Source organism: Luteolibacter yonseiensis (assembly GCF_016595465.1).
In the GTDB taxonomy this organism is placed as follows: domain Bacteria; phylum Verrucomicrobiota; class Verrucomicrobiia; order Verrucomicrobiales; family Akkermansiaceae; genus Luteolibacter; species Luteolibacter yonseiensis.
The window spans coordinates 231,678-257,104 of record NZ_JAENIK010000009.1 but is presented as its reverse complement, the minus strand read 5'-3'; the positions used below and the strand labels follow the sequence as shown (position 1 = coordinate 257,104).

19 protein-coding genes are annotated in these 25,427 nt (G+C 60.9%); 9 read left to right on the top strand and 10 right to left on the bottom strand.

All coding sequences use genetic code 11. From position 1 onward, the window contains the following. Positions 1 to 292 precede the first annotated feature (292 nt). Entirely contained in the window at positions 293 to 2,047 is a 1,755-nt protein-coding gene (gene mutL / locus JIN84_RS08665) for a DNA mismatch repair endonuclease MutL (protein WP_200350643.1), read from the bottom strand. A gap of 137 nt (positions 2,048 to 2,184) precedes the next feature. Between mutL and ftsY the strand changes: the two genes are divergently transcribed. Beyond that, positions 2,185 to 3,036 carry a signal recognition particle-docking protein FtsY gene (gene ftsY / locus JIN84_RS08660; protein ID WP_200350642.1) on the top strand — a complete coding sequence of 284 codons (852 nt, stop codon included), beginning with the start codon at positions 2,185 to 2,187 and terminating at the stop codon, positions 3,034 to 3,036. A gap of 48 nt (positions 3,037 to 3,084) precedes the next feature. On the opposite strand, the gene JIN84_RS22965 is transcribed toward ftsY, so the two are convergent. The 3 genes from JIN84_RS22965 to JIN84_RS08645 all read right to left on the bottom strand — a co-directional run bounded on the left by JIN84_RS22965 (position 3,085) and on the right by JIN84_RS08645 (position 4,963). Beyond that, a complete protein-coding gene (locus JIN84_RS22965; RefSeq protein ID WP_200350641.1) occupies positions 3,085 to 3,666 on the bottom strand; it encodes a cysteine peptidase family C39 domain-containing protein in 582 nt (193 codons plus the stop codon). A 234-nt stretch (positions 3,667 to 3,900) separates the two neighbouring features. Then, positions 3,901 to 4,152: a hypothetical protein gene (locus JIN84_RS08650; protein ID WP_200350640.1), complete on the bottom strand. Its 252-nt coding sequence runs from the start codon at positions 4,150 to 4,152 to the stop codon at positions 3,901 to 3,903. Positions 4,153 to 4,177: 25 nt separating this feature from the next. Next, positions 4,178 to 4,963, bottom strand: a complete 786-nt coding sequence (locus tag JIN84_RS08645; protein WP_200350639.1) for a hypothetical protein — start codon at positions 4,961 to 4,963, stop codon at positions 4,178 to 4,180. Positions 4,964 to 5,110: 147 nt separating this feature from the next. Between JIN84_RS08645 and gcvT the strand changes: the two genes are divergently transcribed. Continuing rightward, positions 5,111 to 6,247, top strand: coding sequence for a glycine cleavage system aminomethyltransferase GcvT (gene gcvT / locus JIN84_RS08640; protein ID WP_234043357.1), 1,137 nt, complete (start codon positions 5,111 to 5,113; stop codon positions 6,245 to 6,247). Between the two features lie 34 nt (positions 6,248 to 6,281). Continuing rightward, complete coding sequence (gene gcvH / locus JIN84_RS08635) at positions 6,282 to 6,659, top strand: glycine cleavage system protein GcvH (protein WP_200350638.1); 378 nt, start codon at positions 6,282 to 6,284, stop codon at positions 6,657 to 6,659. A 195-nt stretch (positions 6,660 to 6,854) separates the two neighbouring features. Here gcvH and pgsA read toward each other — a convergent pair whose 3' ends face one another. Next, positions 6,855 to 7,451, bottom strand: coding sequence for a CDP-diacylglycerol--glycerol-3-phosphate 3-phosphatidyltransferase (pgsA, locus tag JIN84_RS08630; protein ID WP_200350637.1), 597 nt, complete (start codon positions 7,449 to 7,451; stop codon positions 6,855 to 6,857). A 100-nt stretch (positions 7,452 to 7,551) separates the two neighbouring features. On the opposite strand from pgsA, the gene gnd reads away from it, so the two are divergent. Next, positions 7,552 to 8,970 (top strand): decarboxylating NADP(+)-dependent phosphogluconate dehydrogenase, encoded by a 1,419-nt coding sequence (gnd, locus tag JIN84_RS08625; protein ID WP_200350636.1) that lies wholly within the window; start codon positions 7,552 to 7,554, stop codon positions 8,968 to 8,970. A 66-nt stretch (positions 8,971 to 9,036) separates the two neighbouring features. Here gnd and JIN84_RS08620 read toward each other — a convergent pair whose 3' ends face one another. The 3 genes from JIN84_RS08620 to JIN84_RS08610 are packed head-to-tail and all read right to left on the bottom strand — an operon-like array spanning position 9,037 to position 13,758. Then, positions 9,037 to 9,957, bottom strand: coding sequence for a hypothetical protein (locus JIN84_RS08620; RefSeq protein ID WP_234043349.1), 921 nt, complete (start codon positions 9,955 to 9,957; stop codon positions 9,037 to 9,039). Next, a complete protein-coding gene (locus JIN84_RS08615; protein WP_200350634.1) occupies positions 9,950 to 12,904 on the bottom strand; it encodes a hypothetical protein in 2,955 nt (984 codons plus the stop codon). Before JIN84_RS08615 ends, JIN84_RS08620 begins: the two co-directional genes overlap by 8 nt. After that, positions 12,901 to 13,758 carry a hypothetical protein gene (locus tag JIN84_RS08610; RefSeq protein WP_200350633.1) on the bottom strand — a complete coding sequence of 286 codons (858 nt, stop codon included), beginning with the start codon at positions 13,756 to 13,758 and terminating at the stop codon, positions 12,901 to 12,903. Before JIN84_RS08610 ends, JIN84_RS08615 begins: the two co-directional genes overlap by 4 nt. Positions 13,759 to 14,277: 519 nt before the next feature. Between JIN84_RS08610 and JIN84_RS08605 the strand changes: the two genes are divergently transcribed. Then, positions 14,278 to 15,468 carry a sensor histidine kinase gene (locus JIN84_RS08605; RefSeq protein ID WP_200350632.1) on the top strand — a complete coding sequence of 397 codons (1,191 nt, stop codon included), beginning with the start codon at positions 14,278 to 14,280 and terminating at the stop codon, positions 15,466 to 15,468. On the opposite strand, the gene JIN84_RS08600 is transcribed toward JIN84_RS08605, so the two are convergent. Beyond that, the gene (locus JIN84_RS08600; RefSeq protein WP_200350631.1) at positions 15,424 to 18,027 is read right to left on the bottom strand and encodes an ATP-binding protein; all 2,604 of its coding nucleotides are present in this window, start codon (positions 18,025 to 18,027) and stop codon (positions 15,424 to 15,426) included. The genes JIN84_RS08605 and JIN84_RS08600 overlap by 45 nt on opposite strands. Before the next feature lie 101 nt (positions 18,028 to 18,128). Beyond that, a complete protein-coding gene (locus JIN84_RS08595; RefSeq protein WP_200350630.1) occupies positions 18,129 to 19,136 on the bottom strand; it encodes an alpha/beta hydrolase family protein in 1,008 nt (335 codons plus the stop codon). 39 nt (positions 19,137 to 19,175) lie between these two features. Here JIN84_RS08595 and JIN84_RS08590 point away from each other — a divergent pair, with 39 nt between their 5' ends. The 4 genes from JIN84_RS08590 to JIN84_RS08575 all read left to right on the top strand — a co-directional run bounded on the left by JIN84_RS08590 (position 19,176) and on the right by JIN84_RS08575 (position 25,409). Continuing rightward, positions 19,176 to 19,334 (top strand): hypothetical protein, encoded by a 159-nt coding sequence (locus tag JIN84_RS08590; protein WP_200350629.1) that lies wholly within the window; start codon positions 19,176 to 19,178, stop codon positions 19,332 to 19,334. Between the two features lie 425 nt (positions 19,335 to 19,759). Further along, on the top strand, positions 19,760 to 21,163 hold the full coding sequence (locus tag JIN84_RS08585; protein ID WP_200350628.1) for an SLC13 family permease: 1,404 nt from the start codon (positions 19,760 to 19,762) through the stop codon (positions 21,161 to 21,163). A 157-nt stretch (positions 21,164 to 21,320) separates the two neighbouring features. Further along, positions 21,321 to 21,764: a hypothetical protein gene (locus tag JIN84_RS08580; protein WP_200350627.1), complete on the top strand. Its 444-nt coding sequence runs from the start codon at positions 21,321 to 21,323 to the stop codon at positions 21,762 to 21,764. Between the two features lie 519 nt (positions 21,765 to 22,283). Continuing rightward, entirely contained in the window at positions 22,284 to 25,409 is a 3,126-nt protein-coding gene (locus JIN84_RS08575) for a CREC-EF hand family protein (RefSeq protein WP_200350626.1), read from the top strand. Positions 25,410 to 25,427 lie beyond the last annotated feature (18 nt).

The window sequence follows — 25,427 nt, the reverse complement described above, 5'->3', positions numbered from 1 at the left end:
GTCTGCTTGAACCTGTTTGGAGAGTAAAATTTTAACCAAGCTTAACAAGGAAAAATTCAGTCGGATCGGGCAATTCAACCGATATCACAACTATTTAAAAATCAGATATTTAAGTCGAAAATTACGGATCGATCTGTCACATCAAAGTGCCGTTTTGAGCATCAATCCGGCAAAATTAACCGAAATTTCCATGTGCCGTGACAATAATAATCGCTTAATTTTATGCCAATGCCACCCGAATTTGAATCTTTAATCACAACGCGATCGCGTAGGGCGGACTAACGCGATCACGTTACCCCCGGCTCACCCCGAATCTCCGGTCCAGTTCCCGCATGCCGAATTCCGACAAGGTCGGCCGGCCGTCCGCCGCGCAATAGGGCAGATCGCAGGCGAACAATTCCGCCAGCAGCGGCATGGTTTCGGCGAGACGCGGCTGGACAGGCATGGCCGCCCGTTTCGCGATGATCTTCGCCACGCGCGACAAGGCGAACCTCACACCCGGCGAGGACTCGTGGAGAAGCTCGTCCATCAGGGCACCGAGAAAGGCGCGCGGATCCTCAACCGTCACACAGGCGGGCAGCGAGCGGATCTGCAGGGTGTTGCCTCCGAACGCCTCCACCTCGATCCCCGCTTCCTGCAGCGCCATCCGCTCGCGGATCACCAGATCGAGATCCCGGGGATCCAGTTCCAGCAGGACCGGCATCAGCAGTCCCTGGGTTTCGAGCGCGGTGCCGTCATGCTGCGTCAGCTTTTCAAAAATGATGCGTTCCCGGGCGGCCTTGGGGTCGAAAAGCACCAGCCCGTCCCCGCTCTCCAGCAGCACATACCGCTGGTGCAGCAGTCCGATGATGCGGAAATCCGGCACGGCCCCCACGGCTGGTTCCAGCGTCGCCATTTCCTCCAACTGCGGAACCGGGGCGGAAGCGGTGGCCTGATCCCAATTCGCCAGCACCGGCTGCGGAGCGCGGAAAACCGTCCGGGAGGGCGCGGTCTCCACCACATCGACCGCCAGATCCGGCAACGGTGGCCGCACCACCGGCAACGGGGCGGGCGGGGGCGCGGGTTTCAGCCCCGCCAGCACCGCATCCAGGATGGCATCCCTCACGTCCAGCGGCTTGTGGAACCTGACCTCGCGTTTGGCAGGATGCACGTTCACATCCACCAGCGTCGGTTCCAGCTCGATCCACAACCACGCCGCCGGGTGCAGCCCATCGGCCAGCGCGCCCCGGAACCCCTCCGCCAGCGCGCGGGAAATGACGGAATCCTCCACCGGCCTGCCATTGAGAAAAACAAACTGGTGCCTGCGCCCCTTGCGCGCGTGGCTGGCGGGCAGGACGTAGCCTTCCACCGTCACGCCGTTGCCGTGGGTCAGCGGCAGTGAAATGAGTTCGCGCGAAAGATCCGTGCCGAGCAACTGCCGCACCCGGTCCAGCGGTTTCGCGACCGCGGGCAGGTCGAACACCTCCCGGTCGTCCCGACGCAGGCGGAACCTCACCCACGGCGCGGCCAGCGCGTGCAAGCGCAACTGGTGCTCCACGTGGGCCGCCTCGGTCGTCTCCGCCCGCAGGAATTTCCGCCGCGCGGGCATGTTGAAAAACAAAGACTTCGCCTCGATCACCGTGCCGGGCGCGCAACCCGCGTCCCGCACGTCGTTCACCCGCCCGCCGTCCACCACGATCTCCGTGCCCGCCACCGCGTCCTTTTCCCGGGTGACCAGCCGGAACCGCGATACGCTGGCGATGCTCGGCACCGCCTCGCCGCGGAATCCCAGCGTCAGGATCGCCGCCAGATCGCCTGCCGTGCGCAACTTGCTGGTGGCGTGGCGTTCCAGCGAGAGCAGCGCGTCCTCGCGGGACATCCCGCAGCCGTCGTCGCTCACCCGGATCAGCGCCGAGCCTCCCCGATCCATGTCCACGCGGATCTCCTGCGCGCCGGCATCGATGCTGTTTTCCACCAGCTCCTTCACCACCGAAGCCGGGCGCTCGACCACCTCCCCCGCCGCCACCTGGCTGGCGAGGATGTCTGGGAGCACTCGGATTTTCGGCATCGGCAGAAGGAAAGACAGAAGACGGGAAGAAACAAGACGCAAGACAAGAGGCGGACCCACGGGTCTCCGGATCTTTTCTCCGCTCTTCCCGTCTTGCGTCTTGTGTCTTGAAGTCTTCTGTCTTCTATCTTCCCCGCATGGCAGGCTTTTTCAAAAACCTCTTCAACAAGATCACCAACCGCGCGGAAATCGATTGGGACGACCTTGAGGCGGATCTCATCAGCTCGGATCTCGGGATCAAGCTCACCACCTCCATCATCGACGAGCTCAGGGACCTCGGCCGGGAAATCTCCGGCAACGACGTGGTGGACGTCACCCGCCGCCAGCTCGCCAAACGCCTGCCCGACAATTTCCTCCCGCCCACGCCGCGCGCCGATGGCAAGCCCTTCGTCATCCTTGTCGTCGGAGTGAACGGCACCGGGAAAACCACCTCCTCCGCCAAGCTCGGACTGTGGCTGAAGAAGCGCAACCGCACCGTCATCATGGCCGCCGCCGACACCTTCCGCGCCGCCGCCGTGGAGCAGCTCAAGCGCTGGGGAGAGCGGCTCTCCATCCCCGTCATCACCGGGAACACCAACGCGGACCCGTCCTCCGTCTGCTTCCACGCCCACCAGAAGGCCATCGCGGAAAAGACCCAGTTCCTCATCTGCGACACCGCGGGCCGCATCCACACCCGCCACAACCTGATGGAGGAGCTCGGCAAGATCCGCCGCACCATCGCCAAGCAGGACGAGACCGCGCCCCACCTCACCCTGCTCGTCGTGGACGCCACCACCGGCGCGAACGCGATGCAGCAGGCCAAGGAATTCCACAAGGCCAGCCCGCTCGACGGACTCATCGTCACCAAGCTCGACGGCTCCGGAAAAGGCGGCATCGCCGTGACCATCCACGACACCCTCGGCATCCCCCCGCGCTTCCTCGGCACCGGAGAGGAGCCCGAGGAGTTTTCGATTTTCGAGAAGGAGAACTTCGTCGCGGAGATCCTTTGACGGAAAGCGGGCTTGGCCCGTCCCCTCGGGGCACCGCACGCATGGCGATCAATCCCCCTTCGTCACCGAAAGGTGGAAACCCGTGAACTCATGGGTATCCCGGAACTCTTCCTCTGTCAGGGTCCTCTTTCCGCTCAAGGGATCGACAAAAGTGACCATTCCCTCCCTGACCTCCAGAACCGCGATAAAATGGCCGAAGCCGGCCATCCGCACGCCGACAATCGCCGGCAGGCCCGCCGATAGGTCGAACGTCTCACGAAAATCAAACCGTGGTGAAAGCCCCCTCGCCCGGAAATACCGCGCCAGATACCAGGCCTCCGTCCCGCTCGAGGTGGTGAACGCGGCCGCGGCGACTTCCCTTTCCGACGCCCGGTATCCCAAGAACCGCATGATGCTCGCCGCGCTGGCCGGGCCGCAGGTGGATTCGGTCGATTGCAGGCACGCGCCATCTTCCCACGTCGCCTTCAATCCGCTCCTGTCGAGCGGACTCATTATCATCTTCAAATAAGGAGTGATGACGATTGCCAGCGCCAGCCCCAAGGGAACGACGTGTGGAAGGCGGGGCAGCAGAGTGGAGAACGCTCCTGCGGCCGCGCCGACGAAAACGCCAGCAGCTCGGAACCCTTCCACGAACGCAAGGTGTAGAACCAGGCCTTCTCCGGCAGGATGTGAAGATAATAGGCAGCGAAAAGAAGCGCCGGGATGGACAGGATTCCCAATATCAGGAACCCGGCAAACTTCGTTCGTTGAGGCTGCGAACGGAAATGATGGTGGGATATGGCGAATCCGCCGATGCCCAGACCAATTGCGATGGGTCCTAGAAAATTCATGTTTTCGATCCGGCCGGTTCCTTCGGAAGGCATTTCACTGCCACTCAACCTTGAGCTTCCTCAACTCGTGTCTCACCCGCTCCTTGATGACCGCCATCTTGTCAGCATCTGGAACGGCAGGGCCTTCGGCTCCCCAAGCTTCGTGATTCTCCAAGCACACCACCATGTCGAACTCCGGACTGTGGAGCATTTCAGAATCGATATGAACAACCAACCCGCTCTCCGTGTAGGCAATTCCAGCTCTGCCTCGTATCGAGACCTTATATTTTTCACCTGAGACTTTCATTTCATGATCCATTCCCCGCGGAGTATCACTCCGGCACGTGGTCCTTGCAGTATTCCCTGCCGTCCCTGCCGATGCGGAATTCCATGTGGGGATCGGTCACGTCCGTCCTGTCACACACCGCGCAGGTGTGGAAGGCCTCGGAGGCGGGCGGCTTGCCCGCGTTGAATTGTTTCCTGCGCCTTCCCGCCTCCATCACCCGTGCGGTGCCGCGCAGCGCGGGGATGGCCGCCCAGATGAGGTAGTTCGCGTAACCGATCAGGTAGAACGGCAGCAGGATCGGGTGCTTGAGCGCGCTGTAGAGGATCAGGCCGCCGGTCAGCATGCCGAGGTAACGGATCTGCACCGGCAAAATGAGGAACATCAGGATCTCCACCCGGGGAAACAAGGTCGCGAAGGCGAGGAACGCCGAGCCGTAGAGCATCAGCCCGCTGCCGGGAAACCCGTCCACGACGAAGTTGATCCCGAGGATGGCCACGATGCCCGTGTAGTAGAAAACCGACGTCTTGAAACTGCCCCACGCGTTTTCCAGACCATCGCTCACCATGAAAACAAACATGACGCCGAAGTAGAGGAACAGCAGCGACATCATCAGGCTGCCCCGCATGAACTGCGAACCGGCGAAAAACATCGTCGCCAGACGCCAGACCTCGCCGGAGAGGATCTTTTCGCGGTCGAACTCGAACATCAGCACGATTTCCGGGCGGATGAGCTGGATCACGAAGACGAGCACGTGAAACAGAGCGTAATAACGCAGAAATCCGGGAAACGCCAGCCACGGCGCGCGCCGCTCCATTCGATCGAGAAATGACATGCGGTCAACCATCCCGATATCCCGCCCGATGACAAGGCCGGACCGAAAGCGGCGGCGGCGGGCGGGATCATGCCCCGGCCCTCGCCCGGCGCGTTTTTATTTCCTCCCCTGCCATGTGACAGTCTGATCATTCGTGGATTCCGCGTGATGCCGGGGTGCCATCTCATTGACAAGCCCCTGCCGGACTCTCAGGCTCGCGGGGTGATTTCCGAATTGAAAAGCTCTCCGCTGGAAGCCGCCCATGTCGCGCTGGGTGCCAAGCTCGTGCCATTCGCCGGTTGGAACATGCCGGTGCAGTACACGTCCATCATCGACGAGCACACCGCCGTCCGCACGGCCTGCGGGATCTTCGACATCTCCCACATGGGCCAGTTCATCGTCAAGGGCGCGGGTTCGGAACAGTGGCTGAACGGCCTGCTGACGAACAACGTCTCCAAGCTCGGCGATTCGCAAGGCCAGTACACGCTCATGCTGAATGAAAACGGCGGCGTCATCGACGACCTCATCGCCTACCGCACGGCTGCCGACGAATTCTTCCTCGTGGTGAACGCCTCGATGATCGACGAGGACTACGCATGGATGTCCGCACGCCTGCCGGAAGGGATCGCGCTGGAAAACGAAAGCGAACAATGGGCGGGCATGGCGATCCAAGGACCGCACGCCGCCGCGATTTTCGCAAAGGTCTGCCCGGACGAGGTGCTGCCACCACGCAACGGGATTTTGAAAACAGCCGCGGGTTCGGTGGTCTGCCGCACCGGTTACACCGGGGAGGACGGCTTCGAGTTTTTCTCGCCTGCTGCCGAGGCAATCGCCTGGTGGGACAGGTTCCTCGCCGCCGGTGCGAAAGCCTGCGGACTCGGCGCGCGGGATTCGCTGCGGCTTGAAATGGGCTACCCGCTCAACGGCAACGATCTCTCGCCCGAACGCTCCCCCATCGAAGCGGGCCTCGGATTTTTCTGCGATCTGGAAAAAGGCGACTTCATCGGCCGCGACACCCTCGCCCGCCAGAAGGCGGAAGGCCCTGCGGTGAAACTCACCGCCCTCCGCTATCTGGAAAAAGGCGCGCCACCCCGCGCCCATTATCCGGTCGTCTCCGCCGAAGGCGAAACCGTCGGCGAACTGGCCAGCGGCGTGCTCTCCCCTTCCCTCATGACCGGCATCGGCATGGCCTACCTTCCCGCCGCGCTTGCAAAAATCGGCACAAAGGTGAGCATCGAGGTGCGTGGAAAACTCTTCCCGGCGGAAGTCGTGAAAAAGCCGTTCTACAAACCCCAGTCCAAATAATTTCCCAACCCTTCAACCCTACACCGTTTTCCAAATGAACATCCCGTCCGATCTCCGCTACGCCGCCTCACACGAATGGGTCCGCCTTGATGGCGACATCGCCACCGTTGGCATTTCCGACCACGCCCAAGAGGAGCTCACCGACGTCGTCTTCGTCGAGCTTCCCGCCTTGGGCCGTGCCGTGGATGCGGGCGACCCGACCGCCGTGGTGGAATCCGTGAAGGCCGCCAGTGACATCTACGCCCCGCTCGGCGGCGAGATCGTGGAGGCGAATCCGGACGTCGAAGCGGATCCCTCCCTGGTGAACTCGGATCCCTACGGCAAGGGCTGGATCTTCAAGATCCAGGTGAAAAACGTGGAGCACTTCACCAAGCTGATGGACGCCGCCGCCTACGGCGCGCAGATCGGCTGACGCGTTCCGAGGCACTGATCCCGCCGATGGACAAGATGTCCGCGGCACGCGGCGTTCAGGATGAACACGCTCCTTCCGGCGGCAGCCGGCGGAGCGTCGTCATTCTGACGACTGCTCCGGGGGACATCCTGTCCCCCGGAAACCCCGGCGATATCAAGCCCGGAAGCCGGAAGCGTTGTTGCTTTGTCAAAAACCTCACCGCTTGGAAACCAGCAGCCCGCGGGCTCCCCAGACGTAGTTCCAGCCGGAAATGACCGTCAGGGCGACCGCTCCCCACAGGAGAACCGGTTGCAGCCACCCGCCCTCCGCATAGGGACGGGCGAGGTGCTTGAGCGGCACCACCACGGGGAACAGCACCTTCGCCTTCTCCCCCGTCAGCCACACGAGCCCGGTGATGAGGTAGGCGAGCTGGAAGGTGGTCTTCCATTTCCCCAGATTGTCCGCCGCCAGCACCTGCCCGGCCTCCACGGCGATCTGCCGCAGGCCGGTCACCAGAAACTCGCGGCCGATGATCAGCGCGGTGACCCACACCGGACAAAGCCCCTTTTCCGTGAAAAACACGAAGGCCGCGCTCACCAGGATCTTGTCCGCCAGCGGATCCATCAGTTTCCCGAGCGGCGTCACCAGTCCCATTTTCCTCGCCAGATAGCCGTCCACGAAGTCGCTGACCGCCGCCACGATGAAGAGAACCAGCCCCGTACCGTAGCCGGCCAGGGACCGCTGGGACACCGCCACCACGAAGGCGGCGGTCATCACCAGGCGGGAAAATGTGATCGCATTCGGTAAGTTCACGCCCGCAATGTGCGAAATGCATGGGCGGATGGCAACAAGGGGTTGCACCAAACCGCCGATCCGCCTACACCCTCCCCCGCCTCTCCTACGGCATTTTATTATGAGCAATAGCGATTTCGGACTCATTGGTCTGGCCGTCATGGGCCAGAATCTCGTTCTCAACGTGGAATCCCGCGGCTTCCAGGTCTCGGTTTACAACCGCACGGCCTCCGTCACCGACGAATTCACCGCCAAGCATCCTGACAAGAAAATCGTCGGCGAGCACACGCTCGAAGGCTTCGTGAAATCCCTCGCCTCCCCGCGCAAGGTCATGATCATGGTGAAGGCCGGTGGTCCCGTGGACGCCGTCATCGAGTCGCTCATCCCGCTTCTCGACAAGGGCGACATCATCATCGACGGCGGCAACTCCCTCTACACCGACACCGAGCGCCGCGACAAGTGGCTCGGCGACCTCGGCTTCCGCTTCATCGGCGCCGGCGTCTCCGGCGGTGAGGAAGGCGCGCGCAAGGGCCCGTCCATCATGCCCGGCGGCCCCGCCTCCACCTGGGAGGTCATGAAGCCCATCTTCGAAAGCATCGCCGCCGTCGCCGAAGGCGAGCCATGCGTCTTCCACATCGGACCCGGCGGTGCCGGCCACTACGTGAAGATGATCCACAACGGCATCGAGTACGGCGACATGCAGCTCATCTGCGAAGCCTACAACATCTTCAAGGCCGCCGGCTTCACTCCCGAGGAACTCGCCGAGGTCTTCACCGAGTGGAACGAGGGCGACCTCGAGTCCTACCTCATCCAGATCACTTCCAAGATCTTCGCGCAGAAGGATCCCGAAACCGGCAAGCCGCTCGTGGACCTCATCCTCGACACCGCCGGCCAGAAGGGCACCGGCAAGTGGACGCTCATCAACGCCGTCGAGAACGCCGTCGTCATCTCCACCATCAACGCCGCCGTGGAAGCCCGCATCCTCTCTTCCATGAAGGACAAGCGCGTGGAAGCCAGCAAGGTGCTCGAAGGACCGAAGGCCGAGATCGACATCAAGAAGAAGAAGCTCGTGAAAAAGGTCCACGACGCGCTCTTCGCCTCCAAGATCATCTCCTACGCGCAGGGTCTCGACCTCATCGCCGCCATGGGCAAGGAAAAGGACTGGGGCCTCGACCTCGGAAAAATCGCCGCCATCTGGCGCGGCGGCTGCATCATCCGCGCCCGTTTCCTCAACGACATCACGGACGCCTACCGCACCAACCCGCAGCTTGAGAACCTCATGCTCGCCCCGTTCTTCACGGACCTCCTCAACGAGTTCCAGGAAAACTGGCGCGAGGTCATCAGCCTCGCCACCCTCGCCGGCATCCCGGTCCCCGCGTTCAGCGCGTCGCTCGGCTACTACGACAGCTACCGCAGCGCCGTCCTCCCCGCGAACCTGCTCCAGGCCCAGCGCGACTTCTTCGGCGCGCACACCTACGAGCGCACCGACAAACCGCGCGGCGAGTTCTCCCACACCGACTGGCCGGAAGTCATCGGCTGAGGCGCCGCGGCACCCACGCCGCAACTGAATTCATGAAAATGGCCGGGAGCGATCCCGGCCATTTTTTTATCCCTGTCTTTTCTGACGGATCCAATGGATCAAGGCGGCCAGCCCCAGAATCCCACCAACAATCAGACTCCATTTCGAAGCACTTGACGGAGATTCGTGGACGTCAGGAGCTTTACCGCGAGGTTTTGTAGCCGCCGTGGAGGGAGCCGGCGGCTTCGGATCGGATTCGAGAACCGATGCCGGAAGCTGCGTGCTTTCCACCGTGCCATCCGGCTTGAATCGATATTCCACGGTCTGGCCAATGAAGGAAAAAGGGCGTTCGCCCGCCTTCACCTCGTTGAACCACGCTCTGGATCGGGACAAGGCATATCCTTCCCGATCATTTTCTTCCGCCCAATAAGCTGCTTTTGTAACGGGTGGATTTCTGAGCCCGATGTCCATGATTGATTCATAAGCCAGTCTCGTACTGGAGGGCACCGGGTCGGCATCGTTGAAATGATTGGGATTGGGTGGAGGCGGATTATCTCTCTCGTCAAACAGATAGCTTCCTAATACCTTGATTGTCTCGGGACTGGGCAAACGAACCAAGGTTTCAGCGATATAAATCCTTCTTTTCCGATCATAATCAGTTTTCGAATCTCCTGATTTGAGAGCATTCCTTTCCTGATTCAATTCATTCTCGAAATATTGAGCGTGATTGGGAACCGCTAGTATTTCACTTTGAATTTCAGAATAAAGAGAATCAATTTCTTTACTGTGTCCCGCATGAGAATGCCGATAGCCGATATTTCTCAAACCAAGCCAAAGATTTGATATTTTAGCTTGAGGATCCATGGTCTTACTATTTTCCAATTTGGATTTCCATAGTGCAACCTGATCGGATTCGACACGTCTGTCCTCAATGACATCCGCAGCCAGAAAACGAGCGAACATTAAAAAATGGAATATTAAAATTATATTTTTTTTCATATCAATCATCTCCCCTTGGCCTGCTTATAAGCCATGATTCTATCCGGTCCCACTCCGACTTGACGAGTAGTTTCGCATCGTCGGGACGGGGAATGCCCGAACAGGTGATTCTCCTGGTCCGGTCGGTTCCTTCAAGCGGAGCCGCTCCACCGCCTTCGTCCGGGTGCCCTTTCTCACCGGTCATGAGATGGGCAAGCTCGTGAGCGGTCACTCCGAGAACCTTCAAGGGAGCCAGTGGGCCAAGACTATTGCTTCCGGTCGTGACGATGCAGGTCTTCGCGCTGATCGCATGGCCAGCCACGAAATGGAAAACCGCAGGAGCCGTTGATGTGGCGGGAGTGGTATATCCGTAATCGACATCATCAATCATGATTACGATGAGGTCGTAATTGACGGTCTCCGGCCTTGTTTCAATTTGACCAACGATGGAATCCTCTTCGTCCGAGACTCCCTCAGAGGCGATCAAGCGGTTGATCCCACCGCCGAATGGCATTCTAATTTGAGGTTGTATGGTGACATCCATCCATGCGTTGACCTGATAGCCGTAGACCTGATTCAGGTGATACGTCAGATCCGCATCACTTGGGACGGGAACCGTGTGCAATGCCGCGTATTGGCTTACCGGATATACCGCCACCTTCACGGTGCGCTTCTTCATCGTCTTGACCTTGACCGGCAGCTCAACCAGCTCCTTGCCCTTGCCGATCTTCCAGGTGGTGACGTTGTCGATTGTCTCGGAGCCGTTGCCTTTCCAGTTCACGAGGGGGCCGGGTGTGGCGGTGCCGAGGCTGGTGGCATCCGGGCTGGCGGGATCGACGGTGGCCTTGTCGCTGGTGATCTCAAGATCGGCGGGAGGGCTGAGCGGGATCTTGAAGCGCATGTCGTCGCTCAGCTCGACGGTTTGTCCGTTGATAACGGTGGAGCCTCCGGCGGGGGCCATGATCCAGAACTTGTCCTGATAGCCTCCCGATGTGGGGTTCGCGGTGATGGAGACGTCGTCCACTCCGGTGGCTTCGCTGTTGTCCTCGATCCTCACCGGGACCAGATAGGCGGTCTTGCCGGTGACGAGATCGTCGTCATCCCCGTTCGGTCCGCTGAACACGGCCTGGCGGTTGTCCACCAGCCAGTGGTTTCCGACCATGAAAAAGTTGTTCCCACCGGTGTTTTCGTCATCCTGGAGCGAGGAGGCTCCCGTGGGTTTGCCATCGGCGGTGACTTCCCAGTCGTAGTCGGCCTTGTCGTCGTGGTCTTCCAGAAAACCCGGCTCGGTATCGAGGTGGGTGACTGTGACCTCGTATTTGTTCCATTTCCGGAGTTTCAGGGTTTTGGCTCCGGTCGCCCCGAAGCCCTCGGTAGGGATGGTGACGTTCTGGAAGTCGTCCGGGCCCTTGCCGCTGACCGTCATCTGCCATTTTTCGGAGGCACTGACACTGGGGTCCCTGATGACGAAGGGCACTTCGATGATCTTCCCATCATCCGGCGCCTGTCCTCCGTCGGCGGGATTGTTCGGGTCCGAGCCTTGTGCGACCTCCACGCTGTCCGCCACCCCATCGTCGTCGGTGTCGGCAAGATGCGGATCGGTGTGGTTGCGCCATTCCTCGAAGTTGGTGAGGCCGTCATTGTCCGGGTCGTGACCGGCCCCATGGGGAGCGGCGGAGCTCCGGGGGTTGAGGCCGTGCGCGACTTCCCAACCGTCCGGCAGGTTGTCTCGGTCGCTGTCCGGATTCTTCGGGTAGGTGTGGTGGATTTCGGTCTCCGCGCGGTTGGTGAGCGAGTCCCTGTCATAATCCTCCCCTCCGTCGGAGATGCCGTCGTCATCCGTGTCTTCGTCGAGCGGATCGAGGTGGAGGAGGATCTCCACGGAGGTGCCGAGGCCGTCGTTGTCCGGGTCCATGACCGGATTCGCCACGAGGGGATCGAAACCATGGTTGAGCTCCCAGTCGTCGTTCATGGTGTCGGAGTCGGTGTCGGGATTCTTCGGATCGGTTCCGAAGAGGACACACTCGTCATGGTCGGTCAAGGAATCCCTGTCCTCGTCCTTTTTGAGCGGGTTGGTGTGATACACCATGACCTCCTCATGGTCGGTCAGATTGTCGGAATCGGTGTCCTCCGAAGCGACAAACGTGTGGTAGGTGAGCGCTTCGAGGGCGTCGTCGAGACCATCGCCGTCCGTATCGCTGTCGCGCGGGTCGCCGTAGTGGATCCATTCCTGGAGGTTGACGAGTCCGTCATGATCGGGATCCCCATCCGGACCGTTGTCCGCATGGATCCCGCCGTCGTCGGAGGTGTCGAAACCATGGAGCAGCTCCCAATCATCCGGCAGGCCGTCCTCGTCATGATCCGGCACCAGCGGATGGCTGCCTTTCCTCTTTTCCTCCCAGGAGCTGAATCCGTCGCCGTCCTCATCGACATCCGAGGCGGCCACCCGCCAGAAAAGGCGGTCGGGGAAAGAACCGCCGGTATCCGCGGCGACGATTCCGACCTGCGCTTCTCCATCGACGCTGCCGACGAAGCCCGAAATGGGGATCCAACTACCGGCGGAAAGATCCGGAGACCCTAAGAGATCGTAGTGTTTTCCAGCCTGGACTTTCCAACCAACCTTGAAAATTTCCGGAAAGACAATCTCCGGCTCGCCGCCGCCGGACGAGAGATACACGGCGGGAACATGGGTGACATCGGCCTGAAAGAAACCCTCCGGAGGGACCCCGTTGAAGGGATCCGTGGCGGCGACGGACTCCAACCGGTTTGATACCCCGTCGCCATCGGCGTCATCTCCTGGAAGGAAGGAGGAGGGGAGCAGATTTCCGTCATAGTACAGCTTCTCCCAGATGTCCGACATCCCATTGAGATTCTCATCCTCCATCGCAAGCGCGGAGGACAGGAAAATGGGGAAGAGCGTGAGAAGCCGGGACATGGAAAGCGGCATGGCGGTGAAGCTGGGAAAGGAACGGCTCATCGGGGGGAGGATGGTTTGCCGTTCGTATCCGGGGTCTCGGTGAGCCAGTGGCTGAGGACGATGTCCCGTGGCACAGGCGGATCCGCCTTCAGCCGGGCCGCCTGCTCCAGGCTGGCTTGATCGCGTCCCTGTTTGGCGACGGAGAGACGGTCGTGCTCGCTGTTGTAAATGTCGTGCAGGGACTGGAGCGCGGCACTGGCTTCAGGACCCGGGTCTGCGGAAACATACGAAAAGGTGGCAGGGCTCTCAGCGAAAACGGGTATGGCGGGCGGTTGCCACACTTTGCCGTATTCCTCGAAACGATCGGTCATCTGATCCATGTCGATAACACTCCACATCATGATGAAGTTGAAGTGGGTCCCGTCCGAACAGGAGAATCCGGAAATGCCCTGTAACAGGGAAAAGTCCGCGGAACTCCAGAAGGTGACGGGCGGCGCGTCCGGCTCGGGAAGCCAGGTGACGATCGAGCGGGTTCCGGACGATTGTGAACGATAAACCGTGGCCCCGATGCTGAAGAGCCCCGCTCCCGGCTGCCTGTCACGAAGCGCTGCGATCCGGGCACGGACGGCGGGGTTGCCTGGATCCGGCGGCGCGGGTATGGCGGCGGGTTCCGGCAGGGGGATGGGCTTGATTTCCCGGACGGTGATGGACCGCCCGCCCTGCTGGTGGGTTTCGGTTTTCAGAACATCCGCCGCCGGGACCGTGAATACGGGCTTCGGTGGCGCGGGTGCGGCCGGCGTGCCGTCCTGGATGTCTCCGATGATGCGGGCGGTGGTGGGTGGTGGAGTCGGAAGCTGGCCGAAGGACAAGGACAGACTACCGAAAACGATGGGCAAGTACAAGCGGGAACTCATCAATTTAGGGGGGGTAGGAAGGAATTTCAGTCCGAGTGGACGGGGAGTTGAGAAAGTCGCTTACAGACGACTGCGCTGGCCTTTGGCCGGACTACCCGAAGGCAGGCGGCTTGGACATAGCCACCACCTCCCCGGCCGTTGGGTCGGTTTGGTGGCATTGTTGCGGTCAATGCCGACCGCTGTAAGCGAGGCTTCTCAATTCCCCATCCGCCGGAGCGGACACCGCGAGATGACATCAATTCCCCGACGCTGGCAAGAAGGGAATCCCCGGCAGAGCCCGCAGGTGGTGTCATTTTTATTTTCGCTCCGGCTTGTCGTTCCGAGCCGGCATCGCCAGACTCCGTCACATGGCCGGTGAATTGACTTCCGGGTATGTCGCGACGGCCGTTCGCGGGTGATTGAGATGAACGATGCCGGAAAGGCTCCACCGCTCCCGGACATTCCCACCCATCTATCAGCTTTACTGGGGGCGGCATCCGATCCACCCTCGTTCCTCCCCCGGTAAAAGAATCTTCACTCATGGAATTCTCCGCCGCCCAGACCTACCGCGATCCGTCGCAACCCGCCGACACAGGAAACCCCAGCTTCATCTTCCGCCAGTTGGAGCCGGGTCGTCGCGAGGGGATGTTCTGGGTGTTGCAGGCGCTGTTCTGGGGAATCGTGTGTGTCATCGGTATTCTGATCACGGTGGCGCTCCGCTCGGGGGTGGAAGGCGCGGCCTGGGTAATCCTCATCCGGGCGATATCCGGTTTCATCGGCACGGCCATCCTGCGGTGGATCTACCGCCATCCGTGGTTTTTGAAACAGCACGCGCTGACGAAGTGGCCGTTCGCCCTCGGCTGCTGCGTCGCCCTGGCGGTGCTGGAGGTGCTGCTTTTCAAGGCGGCCATGCTGGGTGGGGCATCATTTCCCGGAGGAGCGGAAAACGTCGGCCCGCGGCTGATCGTGGTGCGGCTTTTCATCATCACCATCTGGAGCAGCCTTTACTTCGCGTTCCACCTTTTTGAAAACGCCCACGCCATGGAGATGCGGGCCACGCGGGCGGAGCTGGCGGCGCGTGAGAACGAGTTGAGAAAACTCCAGGCGCAGATGAATCCCCATTTCCTGCTGAACTCGCTCGGCACGGTGCTGGCCCTGAAGGACGACCCGACCGCCGTGAAGGAGGTGACGGAGGGGCTGACCGAGTACCTGCGCTTCCTGCTGGAGGAGACCCGCCCTCTGGAACCGCTCTCGCGTGAAATGGACGCGCTGGAGAAATACCTCACCGTGCAGGCCGCCCACTTCGGCGAGAAGATGGTCTGCCGCATCCAGTGCGAGACCGCCGCGCGCTCCGTGCTGGTGCCGCCGATGATCGTCCAGCCGCTGCTGGAGGACGCGTTCCAGCACCGCGGGCAGGCGGACGGAAGGACCCAGCACGTCTGGGTTTCCGCACGCATCGAGGCGGATTTCCTGCGCGTCACCGTTTACGATACGATGGAGCACTCCAGCCGGGATCTCACCACCTTGGGAGGCGGGTTGCTCGCGCTGAGCCACCGCATCCAGCTGCTGCTCGGGCCGGACGCCCGCGTCGAGCAGGTTTCGGAAAACGGCTGGAGCCGCGTGACCGCCCACATCCCGGTGAAGGATGCGAGGAAGGCGCGGGACGGCATCGAGAGCGGGGATGATTCAGCGGTCGAGGAGAGCGGGGTTCTCCCCCTCCAGCAGGCCTAGCACGATGAGGGACTGGCGGGTCTTCTCGATCAACGCGCCGAGTCTCTCCAGCAGGAGCTCGCGCTGGTTTCCGTCCTTTTCCATCTCCGCCTTGCGGAAGTGTTCCGCGAGTTCGGCGAATCCCATGGTGGCGGCGGTTCCCACGCCCTGATGGGCGGCGGCTTTCCACAACCTGTCGTTCGCCTCGTGGAACGCCTTGGTCATCTCGTCATGACGCCGGCCGGTTTCCTCCAGCGCGGCACCGATCAGGTCGTGGTCCAGCTCCTCGTTTCCGGTGAGGCATTCTCCGAGCTGCTGGCTGTCCAGCGTGCGCGGCGGCGCGGGTTTCACCCAGGCAGGTCCCTCGCTGGCGGTCTCGTTCGCGCGTTGCAGCCATTGGCCGAGCTTGCGGCGGAGTTTCACCAGATCGAAGGGCTTCGGCAGGTAGTCGTCCATCCCCGCCTGGAAACAGGCTTCCGCATCCCCGCTCATGACGTGGGCGGTGACGGCGATGATCGGCACGCGCAGGGCTCCCGTTTTCGCCTCCCAACTGCGGATGCGCCGCGTGGCCTCGAAGCCGTCCATCGTCGGAAGCTGGCAATCCATCAGGATCAGGTCGATGTCTCCGGCGATCCGGGCGTCCACCCCTTTCTGCCCGTCGTCGCGGACGATCATGTCCATGCCGAGCATCTCCAGCTGGCGGCTGAAAACCCGCTGGTTGATCTGGTTGTCCTCCACCAGGAGGATCCTCGCATGGGGCAGGGCGCCCTCCTGCTGCTTGTGGGCGGCGGGCTCCGGCCGCTCGTCCGCGAGGAGGTTGTACAAATCGGACGGGCGGAAGGGAAACCTGAGGCAGGCCTGGACGCCGTTCGCGGCGATCTCATGCTCCTCGGGAGCCTCATGCGGCGCGCTGAGCAGGAAACGGGGGATGTCCCGCGCATCCCTGCGGGTGGAAATGCGGGCCATCAGTTCGCGCCATGACGCATCCGTGACGCGCCCGATGAGGACCACCGCGAGATCCGGAATTTCCGGCAGGGTTTCCAAAGACTTGAGATCCGCCACGATGCGGACCTTCATCCCCCACCCCAGCACATGTTGCTCGATGGTGCCGGCGGTGAGATCCCGCCCCTCCAGCAGCAACAGGGTGCCGCCACCGCAAAGACGCTCCGCCCCCTTTTCCATGACCCCGGCATCCTCGAAGCGGGCGGTGAACCAGAAGGTGGCCCCGGTCCCGGGCTTGCTCTCCACGCCGATCGTGCCGCCGAGGCGCTGCACGATCTCCATGGAAATCGCCAGGCCCAGCCCCGTGCCGGAATGGCGGCGGTTGATCGCCGCATTCACCTGGCCGAACGGGACGAACAGGCGTCCCTGCTCCTCCGCCGGGATGCCCGGGCCGGTGTCGCTCACCCGGAACCGCAGGACCAGACGGTTGTCATCGCCGCCGCGGCAGCTCACATCCACCACCACGCTGCCGCGTTCCGTGAATTTCACCGCGTTCCCCACCAGGTTCAGCAATACCTGCCGCAGCCGCATCGGGTCTCCCTTGAGCTTGTGCGGCACCTCCGGGGCGATGCGGTGGGCCAGCTCCAGTTGCTTGCGTCCCGCGGCGTCCGCGAACAACGCCATGCTCTCCTCCAGAACGTGCGACAGGGAAAATTCCTCGGTGGCGAAATCCATTTTTCCGGCCTGGAGCTTGGACAGGTCGAGGATGTCGTTGACCAGATCCAGCAGCGCCTCGCCGGAGTAATGGATGGTCTCCACCAGCTCGCGCTGCCTGCGGTCCAGCCGCGTGTCCTGCCGCAGCAGGTCCGCCGCGCCCAGCACGCCGTTCATCGGGGTGCGGATCTCATGGCTCACCGTCGCCACGAAGGTGGAGGTGGCCTGCACGGCGTCCAGCGCCGTGTCCCGGGCCTCGGCCAGACGGGCCAGATACCGGTCCCTCACCTGCCGGTTCTTCCGGTCCCGGTAAACCGTCAGCAACATGACGAAAACCGCCAGCAGCGAACCACCGAAGGCGAGTGTCAGCACGCGCTTGTTGCCATCCGCCACCCCCTTGGCACGCTCGTCCAGCAACCTCTGCTCCGAAACACGGATCTTCTCCAACTGGCCTTCCACCGCGTTCGCCGCCAGCACGCCGCTCATGATCCGGTCCGTGCGATCCTGCTCGTCGAGTCCCGCCAGCTCGTCCGCATTGCGGCTCATGATGGACATCCGGATGTCCAGCAATCTCGAAAGCTCCTCCACCAGCAGGCCCTGGGCCGCGTTGTCCGCCACCAGTTGCCTGAGCTTCAGCTCGTGTTCCTCCAGCTTCACGTGCAGTTGCGAAGCCCGGTCCTGCAAGCCGTTCCCGGTCTTCCCGGTGAGCCATATCGCCCGCTGGACCCCCTCGAGTTCCCGGAAACTGCGGTCCAGCTCCTCGACCTCCAGCTTCACCTCGTAACTGTGCTCGATCCAGCGCTGCCGCCCCCGCAATTCGTCCGTCTGCCAATACAGCAACCAGCACAGTGCCACGATGATGGCCGTGATCAGCGGGACGCTGATTCTCGAATAAACGGCTTCAGTGGGTGGCAATGCGGACATCTACCAACCGATCATGCCCAGACAGAGGGAACTGGCGACTATAAAGACGGGTCCCGATAATTTTTAGAAAAATTCCCGGAGTCGTCTGGAAACCCGCCAGTTCAGCGGCCTGCCCTGGCGCGCTCGTTCAGCTCCCACCGGTCACCGGCGGCAAGGGCGGCCTTCGCGCCATCGCCTGACAACCAATCCTTCGCGCCGGCATCCCCCTTCAGCCCGGCATCCCAGAACGCCGTCGTCAGGGCGAGGATGGGCGTATGATAGCGGTTGCCGCTTTCGGAATTCCCCCGCAAATCCCGCTCGCCGAAGCTCATGTGCGTCGCCTTGTCGAACACAACCTGCCACGCCGGAGCCTGCGTGAGGTGCGGAAAAACCTTCAGCCGGTCCTCCGCTCCGGTGTTGCCGATCGGGCTGGTGTCGAGGGTGCCGGTCATCAGCAGGCAGGGAATCCTGATCGATCCGAACGCCTCGCCCGGATCACCCAGCTTCGGCGGGCTGGGGCTGAACATCACCGCGGCGGTGAGGCGGGGTTCCGAAAATGATACGGAGCCGCCGGGAAAGGTCTGCCCCGCGACCGACTGGGTGGTGACCGCGCCGAACGAATGGCCGGACATGCCGATGTGTTTCAAGTCCAGCCGCCCTTTCAACGGGTTTCCCTCCTCCGAATTCCATGCGGTCAGGGTATCGATCACGACCGGGATGTCCTTCACCCGCAGGATCAGGTTTTTCGCGGAAGCGGCCCCTCTCATCGCCGCCATGCGGTCGGGTTGGGCCACGTCCTTCCAGACGCTCTCGTCGCTGCCCGGGTGCTGGACGAAGACAACGGCGTAGCCCCGCTTCGCCCAATGGTTGCCCAGATAGGGATTGTTGTCCCGCGAGCCGCCCAGACCATGGGAAAACAGAATGACCGGAGCGGGCCCGGTGGCTTCCGGCAGATAGACACGGATCGGCAGCACCCGGTCGCGCGGGGCATCCTTCACCTCGAAGGTTTTTGAAACGACCTCGCCCTCCCTCACCTTCAGCGGATCATAACCGGCGGCCTCCGCCCTGAGCAGGACGGTGGAAATCAACGCGGCGGCGGCGGACGTGACGAAGGTCTTCATGCCAGCCATGAACCCTCCGCCCGCGCGGGGGTTGCGGAAAATCAGCGGATGCGCGACACTGCCGCCATGGAAACCACACCCGCCACCTCCACCAACCTCCCCGACTGCGAAGGCTGCGGTCGGGAAGCCGCCGCCGTCATCGATGGCAAGGGCTGGTGCGTGGACTGTTTCCACACCTGCGGCTCGTGCTGCGCCGGAGACGAGTGATGCCCGCAACTCCGCGCCCCCCATTGCCGGAGGTCCGGATAAAACGAAACGCGGAGAACACCGGAAGTGGGGAAGACGGGGCCAGCGGAGCGTCGTCATTCTGACAACTGCTCCGGGGGACATCCTGTCCCCCGGCAAACTTCCGGACATATGGAAAACCCATATCTCCATTTTTTTGCATAACACATTTCATGATCAAATCATCCATACACCACCATGAATGGAAAAAGGCCGGGCGGTTGCAAACCGCCGCCACAATCCCCTGATACCAGCCTTCACCCATAAGGTGATTCCAGAACCAGGACATTGAACCCCCTCTTCAATCCGCAAATCCGTGCAATCAGTAGTTAAATGATCATTTCATTCGCTCAAACCGGTCTGACAACCCTCTTGCCGCCGTGGAATCCATCTGACAGAAAAAACGGATGACAGCCGATGAATCCGGAATTTATCCATCAGGAAAAAGGCACACCCTCCTGCTCCTCACCGCGGTGTTCCTGCTCGCCGGACTCGCCTTCGGCCTGCGGCTGGACCCCACGTCCTCCGCAATGCAGGGGCTGGACCCGGTGAAGCTGCGGGTCGGTCTCGGCATCTTCGCCTGCATCGCCTTCCTCTGGCTCACGGAAGCGCTGCCGCTGGCCATCACCGCGCTCCTGGTCCCGGTGCTGGGCTGCGGCTTCGGACTGATGGATGTGAAGTCCTCCCTGGCGGGCTTCGCGGATCCGCTGATCTTCCTCTTCCTCGGCGGCTTCGCCATGGCCGCCGCCCTGTCGAGCCAGGGGCTGGACCGCTGGATCGCGAACCGCATCGTCATCGTGGGCAAAGGGGATTTCCTCATCGTTTCCTACCTCATCTTCGCCACCACGGCGGCCATCTCCATGTGGGTCAGCAACACCGCCACCGCCGCCATGATGCTGCCGCTCGCGCTCGGCATCCTCCGCCAGATGCCGGAAGGCCCGGCGAGCGCGCGGAACGCCGTCTACCTGCTGCTCGGCGTGGCCTACGCCGCCAGCGTCGGCGGCATCGGCACCGTCGTCGGCACCCCGCCGAACGGGATCGCCGCGGCAAAGCTCGGCATCGGCTTCGTGGAGTGGCTGAAATTCGGCATTCCCGCCGTGCTCGTCCTCATGCCGCTGCTCGTCGTCGTCCTGAAATGGAGGTGCAGGCCCGAGACGCTGGCGATGCCCAGGATCGAAAACCTCGGCTACCGGTTCGACCGTCCGCGCCTCACCGCGCTGGCCATCTTCGCCCTCACCGCCACGAGCTGGATCCTCAGCGAGCCGATCGCGAAAGCGCTCGGCGTGGCCTCGTCCTTCGACACCCTCGTCGCCCTCGTCGCGATGATCGCGCTGGTCTCCACCCGCGTCGTGAGCTGGAAGGAAATCGACAAGGGCACCGACTGGGGCGTGCTCATCCTCTTCGGCGGCGGCATCACCCTGAGCACCATCCTCAGCCAGACGGGCACCAGCCTCTACATGGCGCGGATCTTCTCCGACGCCGTCGGCGGCTGGCCCGTGCCGCTCATCATCGGCGGCGTCATCCTCTTCACCATCTTCCTCACCGAGCTCACCAGCAACACCGCCCTCGCCGCGCTCATGGTGCCCATCTTCTTCTCCATCTCCGGCGAGCTCGGCGTGCTCCCCGCCAAGATCATCCTGCCCCTCACCATCGCCGCCTCCACCGGCTTCATGATGCCCGTCGGCACCCCGCCGAACGCCATCGTCTTCGCCACCGGAAAAATCCCCCAGCGGGAGATGATCCGCACCGGCTTCGTCCTGAACCTCGTCTTCGTCGTCGCCCTCACCCTGCTGGCGCAGGTGCTGTTTTGAAGACTTCCCGCAGATCGCCCCTTCGGCCTGAAGGCAGACACCCTGTCCAAGGACGGGGAAGATTAAAAATCCGATGGACCAGCAATCCGCATGTGTTGTAACTATAAAAGTTCCAAGCAATCATTCGGCAGGCATTTCACTTTCACATTCCCCCTTCATGTATATTAAAAATCTTACTGACTCACGCTTTACGAAACCCGTCGCGTCGATGTTCTCCGCCATGGCCATCGGCCTGGTACCGTTTCCACCAACAGCGCACGCGGAATGGGGCGGAGTCGGCGGCATCCTCGGACCAGAGACTCCGCCAGCATTGAATCCCTCCTCTTCCGATCTCGACGGCGACGGCATGCCAAATACCTGGGAGGACGCGAATTTCTTGAACAAGAACAGCGCGAAAGACGCATCGAGCGACTTCGACCAGGACGGACTGACCGCGTTGAAAGAGTATGAGCTTTCCCAGCAAACGGCCGGATTGTTTGGTAAACCCAACGGAAAGTGGACCGTTGCCGCGTTGCCACGCCCCACCGGATTCACAACTGCGAATCCATCCGTGACACTGCTCGAGTGTGCGAACAACGGCACCGTCCTCGCCCGTGTCTAAGGCACGCTTGCCGGTGAGAGCGTCTCGACATCGTATCCCTACACCTATTCACCCAAGACGGGACTATGGACCCGGATTTCTCCGCCAGCCGGATTCACCGGGGTCACCATCCTCACCGCGTTGGATGTGAATTCGTCAGGACAGGTGGTGGGCTACTTCAACTCGGGCGGCATCAAGGGCTTCATCTGGACGCCGGATGAAAACGGAGGGGAAACCCGGGTATTTTATCTGAATCCGGGAGCAAACCAGACAGTCGCCATCCCCAAGCGCATCACCGACACGGGCCACATCATCGCCAGCAAGGGTTCGTTGGCCGGCCCGACCGTCGCGACCACGGAAAATGGCGCGGAAATCACCTTCCCCGACGTGCCCGCCGGCACCACATTCCACGACGTCAACAATTATGGTGAATTCGTCGGAACAATCTACAATCCGGCGACCTACATGCATGAGACGTTCCTGGTCTCCGAATGGTCTCCCATCTTCAAGACCGGCATCCAGGCGGACGCACTGGATGAAATGGCCGGAATCTGGGGAGACGTCCCCACCATCGACCCTGCTTCGATCGTGTGGACACCGGCTTCTCATCCGTATTTATACCGGGTGGGAACCGCGATCGATCAGAGAACAAACACCCCGATCGATGTTCACGAAGGTTCCGGTGGGAAGATCTATTGGGAATCGACAGCCCTATACAGCGACCAGTGGGCCGCCAATCCCACGTTTGCCCAGACTTTCGGAGCCATCAATGATTGGGGGGAGTTTGCCGGTCTTTATGCAGGAAACATGGATCTCGGTGTCTTTAGTTCGGAGGGTTACCAAACCTCCCTCACCCAGACAAGCGACAACGGGATCTTCTTCTATGAGGGCAGCTATCACGTCTCCAAATCCCGGCCCTCCATCTACGGTGTTTCGAACGACCCGAGGATCCTGATCGGAACGCCCTACGCCATCTGGTCGGGAAGCCAGGTCGTACCGGTCGCGAACCTGATACCGGCGGGAACCTCCGCCATGATGACCTCCATCCGGCTTGCGGATCATGGGCACATCGTCATCCAGACGTCCCCTGCGTATGCCGTCCCCATCCACATCCTGAAACCCAACCAGGACGCCGACAATGACGGCATGCCGGACGACTGGGAGAAATACTACGGATTCAACCCGGATGACGCCAGCGACGCCCTGATCGATTCCGACGAAGACGGCACCATCAATCTCGCGGAATTCAAGTTCCGCACGAATCCCCAGCTCGTTCCCATCCCGAACACGGCCCAGTTCATCGACATCCGCCCCGGAATCGACACCGACGGCGACGGCATGCCGAATGTGTGGGAGTGGAAACATGGCCTGGCTTACGACAATCCTTCGGATGTGGATCTGGATGCCGACAGGGACGGACTGCTCAACCTTCACGAATTTTTGCTCGGCACCGCAATGGACATGGCTGATTCGGATGCCGATGGAGTGAGCGACGGTGAGGAAGTGATGGTTCTCTTCACGGACCCATTCTCCAGCAATGACCTGGATAACGACGGCATGTATGATGATTGGGAAAAACACTTTACGAACATGCTGCTCTCGATGGGAGCCCCGACAAGCCATTGGGGACCCAACCTCCCGAAGCTTCAATCCGGCGACGTCGATCCCGCGGATACGTTTGAAGCCGATGGCGTCAACGCATTGGACACGTTCAAGAAAGATTCGAATGCCGGAGCGGATACCGCGCGTCCTTCCCATTACATGCAGGTGATGAGGAGTCAGGTGACTGTTTATGGGAATTACACAGAATACAAACCGGAAGAAGGCGAACCCTATCACAGCCTGGACAGCGGGGGGAGCGCCATATTCTCGAATGCCACCGCCAACAATGTGGGTTCGGCATCGACATGGAGCCGGTCGCAATACACCACCGAGAACCTGACCGCTACCGGCAGCACCCTTTCACCCCTGCCGACACTGGCTTATGTGAAACAGAAGGCAGGAGGACTGCCATGGACGAAATTCACATTGTGGGATGACACAACCGAAAACTCACTTTTCCCTATGGAGCCCGGCCATTGGCCCAATGACATGGCGGCGGGCGGAAGCGCGTCCTATTATAATTTCAAAAAAACCTTCGAGGATAGTGATGACACCGATGAGGACTGGCAGGGGGGCGTCAACAAAACCAAATTCCGGATCCAACGTTCAAGGCCGTCCCCGGAGCCCGAAACACATTATTTCATCAAATGCACTTCCGAAGAAGACTGGATTGACCTGGAGGAAATTCCGGTGGTCGCACCCGCTTTGGACCCCACTTCAAAAACAACGGAGATCGAGATCGTGGAGTGCGTCATCCCCGCCTATTCTCAGGTCAGTCCATGGATCGAAACGACTCCGGAAATCAAGGCTCAAAAATACAGGAGCGTCCGGATTTTTCCCTTTCAGATAGCCGGATGGGACAGGGAGGAAACGCCTCAATCCGCCCCGGGAGGCACCGTCGTCATCGGCAGTCCTCCGGGAGGCAACCCGCCGCCCCCAACTCCTGATCCCCTGCCAGGCAACACCGGAGGCTACCACTGGACCAACAATGAACCCCGCAAGCTGAGGCAGATCAAGATCTCAAAGATGGAAAACTCCCTGTCGGAACAAGCCGCGCTCGAGCCCGACCTTGATGCCGATGGGTTCATCTTCAGGGCCATGGGCTGCGACAAACAGATCACCCTTACTTTGGAAACCCGTGACAGCCAGAATCAAGTCGTGGATCCCGGGGGTGAGGAGATAAAAACCGCACTCAATGGCAGCGGGACCGCGCTAGTGACGCAAAGCATGGTCCTCGTCGCGGATATCGAAGACGACGCACAGTCGATCAGCACTGTGGGGATGGATGAAAAACTTTTGGTGACGGGAGATCCAAGCAGGCCGTTCGTATCGGATCGAACCCACAGGGCAAAGCTCGGAGGTCAGGTTCTGATCACCTCCATCAAATATGATGGCGTTCCTGCAGCGATGACCAATCCGATATCGATCCCTGTTATGGCTCACCGCAAGGAGGTTCATCTGAATATCCACATATTGGCGGACGCCGGGGACTTCGCCACAATCAAAGCTCACGCGGAGGCCGAGGTTGAAGCCACCAAAGAACGATTTGCTCAAGTGGGCGTTAAAATTGAAGCCAACTATGTCCCGAGCCCGGTCCCCACGCCCGCGCAAGGACCAACTTTAGGCCCCGAAGGAACAGACATCCTGGTATTCGACAACGGAACAATCACCCAAGATATGAGCATAATGTTGAATTCGCTTGGCACACCGAACAACACAGATGACTATCAAGTTTTCTATTGCAAAAATTTAAGCATAGCCAAGGACGACAATCACCCCACAGGCGTCATGGCTGGAATCGCAGTCATCAGAGAAGATTTGAACTACCAAAAAAATATGTTTATCAACGCTGATTCATTCATGGTTTATACTCTCGCGCATGAACTTGGCCATGTTTTGACAAAATCGGGACATTATCGACAGGCGTATGCCCTTAATGCCGAATTATATCAAAGAGATCATAACTTGATGACCCCTCAGCCACCAAACAATTCGAGAGACATTTCAGCCGAAAAAAGATTAACCCAAGAACAGAAAAATTTAATTTTCCCTGCAAAAAAATAAATTACACATAATGTAATA

Bases quoted from the DNA above. Each gene is read 5' to 3' on its own strand.
- JIN84_RS08610 (WP_200350633.1), bottom strand. From the start codon at position 13,758: ATGAGTTCCCGCTTGTACTTGCCCATCGTTTTCGGTAGTCTGTCCTTG.
- JIN84_RS08575 (WP_200350626.1), top strand. From the start codon at position 22,284: ATGGCCGGAATCTGGGGAGACGTCCCCACCATCGACCCTGCTTCGATC.
- JIN84_RS08600 (WP_200350631.1), bottom strand. From the start codon at position 18,027: ATGTCCGCATTGCCACCCACTGAAGCCGTTTATTCGAGAATCAGCGTC.
- mutL (WP_200350643.1), bottom strand. From the start codon at position 2,047: ATGCCGAAAATCCGAGTGCTCCCAGACATCCTCGCCAGCCAGGTGGCG.
- JIN84_RS08605 (WP_200350632.1), top strand. From the start codon at position 14,278: ATGGAATTCTCCGCCGCCCAGACCTACCGCGATCCGTCGCAACCCGCC.
- JIN84_RS08585 (WP_200350628.1), top strand. From the start codon at position 19,760: ATGACAGCCGATGAATCCGGAATTTATCCATCAGGAAAAAGGCACACC.
- JIN84_RS08595 (WP_200350630.1), bottom strand. From the start codon at position 19,136: ATGGCTGGCATGAAGACCTTCGTCACGTCCGCCGCCGCCGCGTTGATT.
- JIN84_RS08650 (WP_200350640.1), bottom strand. From the start codon at position 4,152: ATGAAAGTCTCAGGTGAAAAATATAAGGTCTCGATACGAGGCAGAGCT.
- ftsY (WP_200350642.1), top strand. From the start codon at position 2,185: ATGGCAGGCTTTTTCAAAAACCTCTTCAACAAGATCACCAACCGCGCG.
- JIN84_RS08620 (WP_234043349.1), bottom strand. From the start codon at position 9,957: ATGATTGATATGAAAAAAAATATAATTTTAATATTCCATTTTTTAATG.
- JIN84_RS08615 (WP_200350634.1), bottom strand. From the start codon at position 12,904: ATGAGCCGTTCCTTTCCCAGCTTCACCGCCATGCCGCTTTCCATGTCC.
- JIN84_RS08590 (WP_200350629.1), top strand. From the start codon at position 19,176: ATGCGCGACACTGCCGCCATGGAAACCACACCCGCCACCTCCACCAAC.
- gcvT (WP_234043357.1), top strand. From the start codon at position 5,111: ATGCCGGGGTGCCATCTCATTGACAAGCCCCTGCCGGACTCTCAGGCT.
- gnd (WP_200350636.1), top strand. From the start codon at position 7,552: ATGAGCAATAGCGATTTCGGACTCATTGGTCTGGCCGTCATGGGCCAG.
- JIN84_RS08580 (WP_200350627.1), top strand. From the start codon at position 21,321: ATGTATATTAAAAATCTTACTGACTCACGCTTTACGAAACCCGTCGCG.
- gcvH (WP_200350638.1), top strand. From the start codon at position 6,282: ATGAACATCCCGTCCGATCTCCGCTACGCCGCCTCACACGAATGGGTC.
- JIN84_RS08645 (WP_200350639.1), bottom strand. From the start codon at position 4,963: ATGTCATTTCTCGATCGAATGGAGCGGCGCGCGCCGTGGCTGGCGTTT.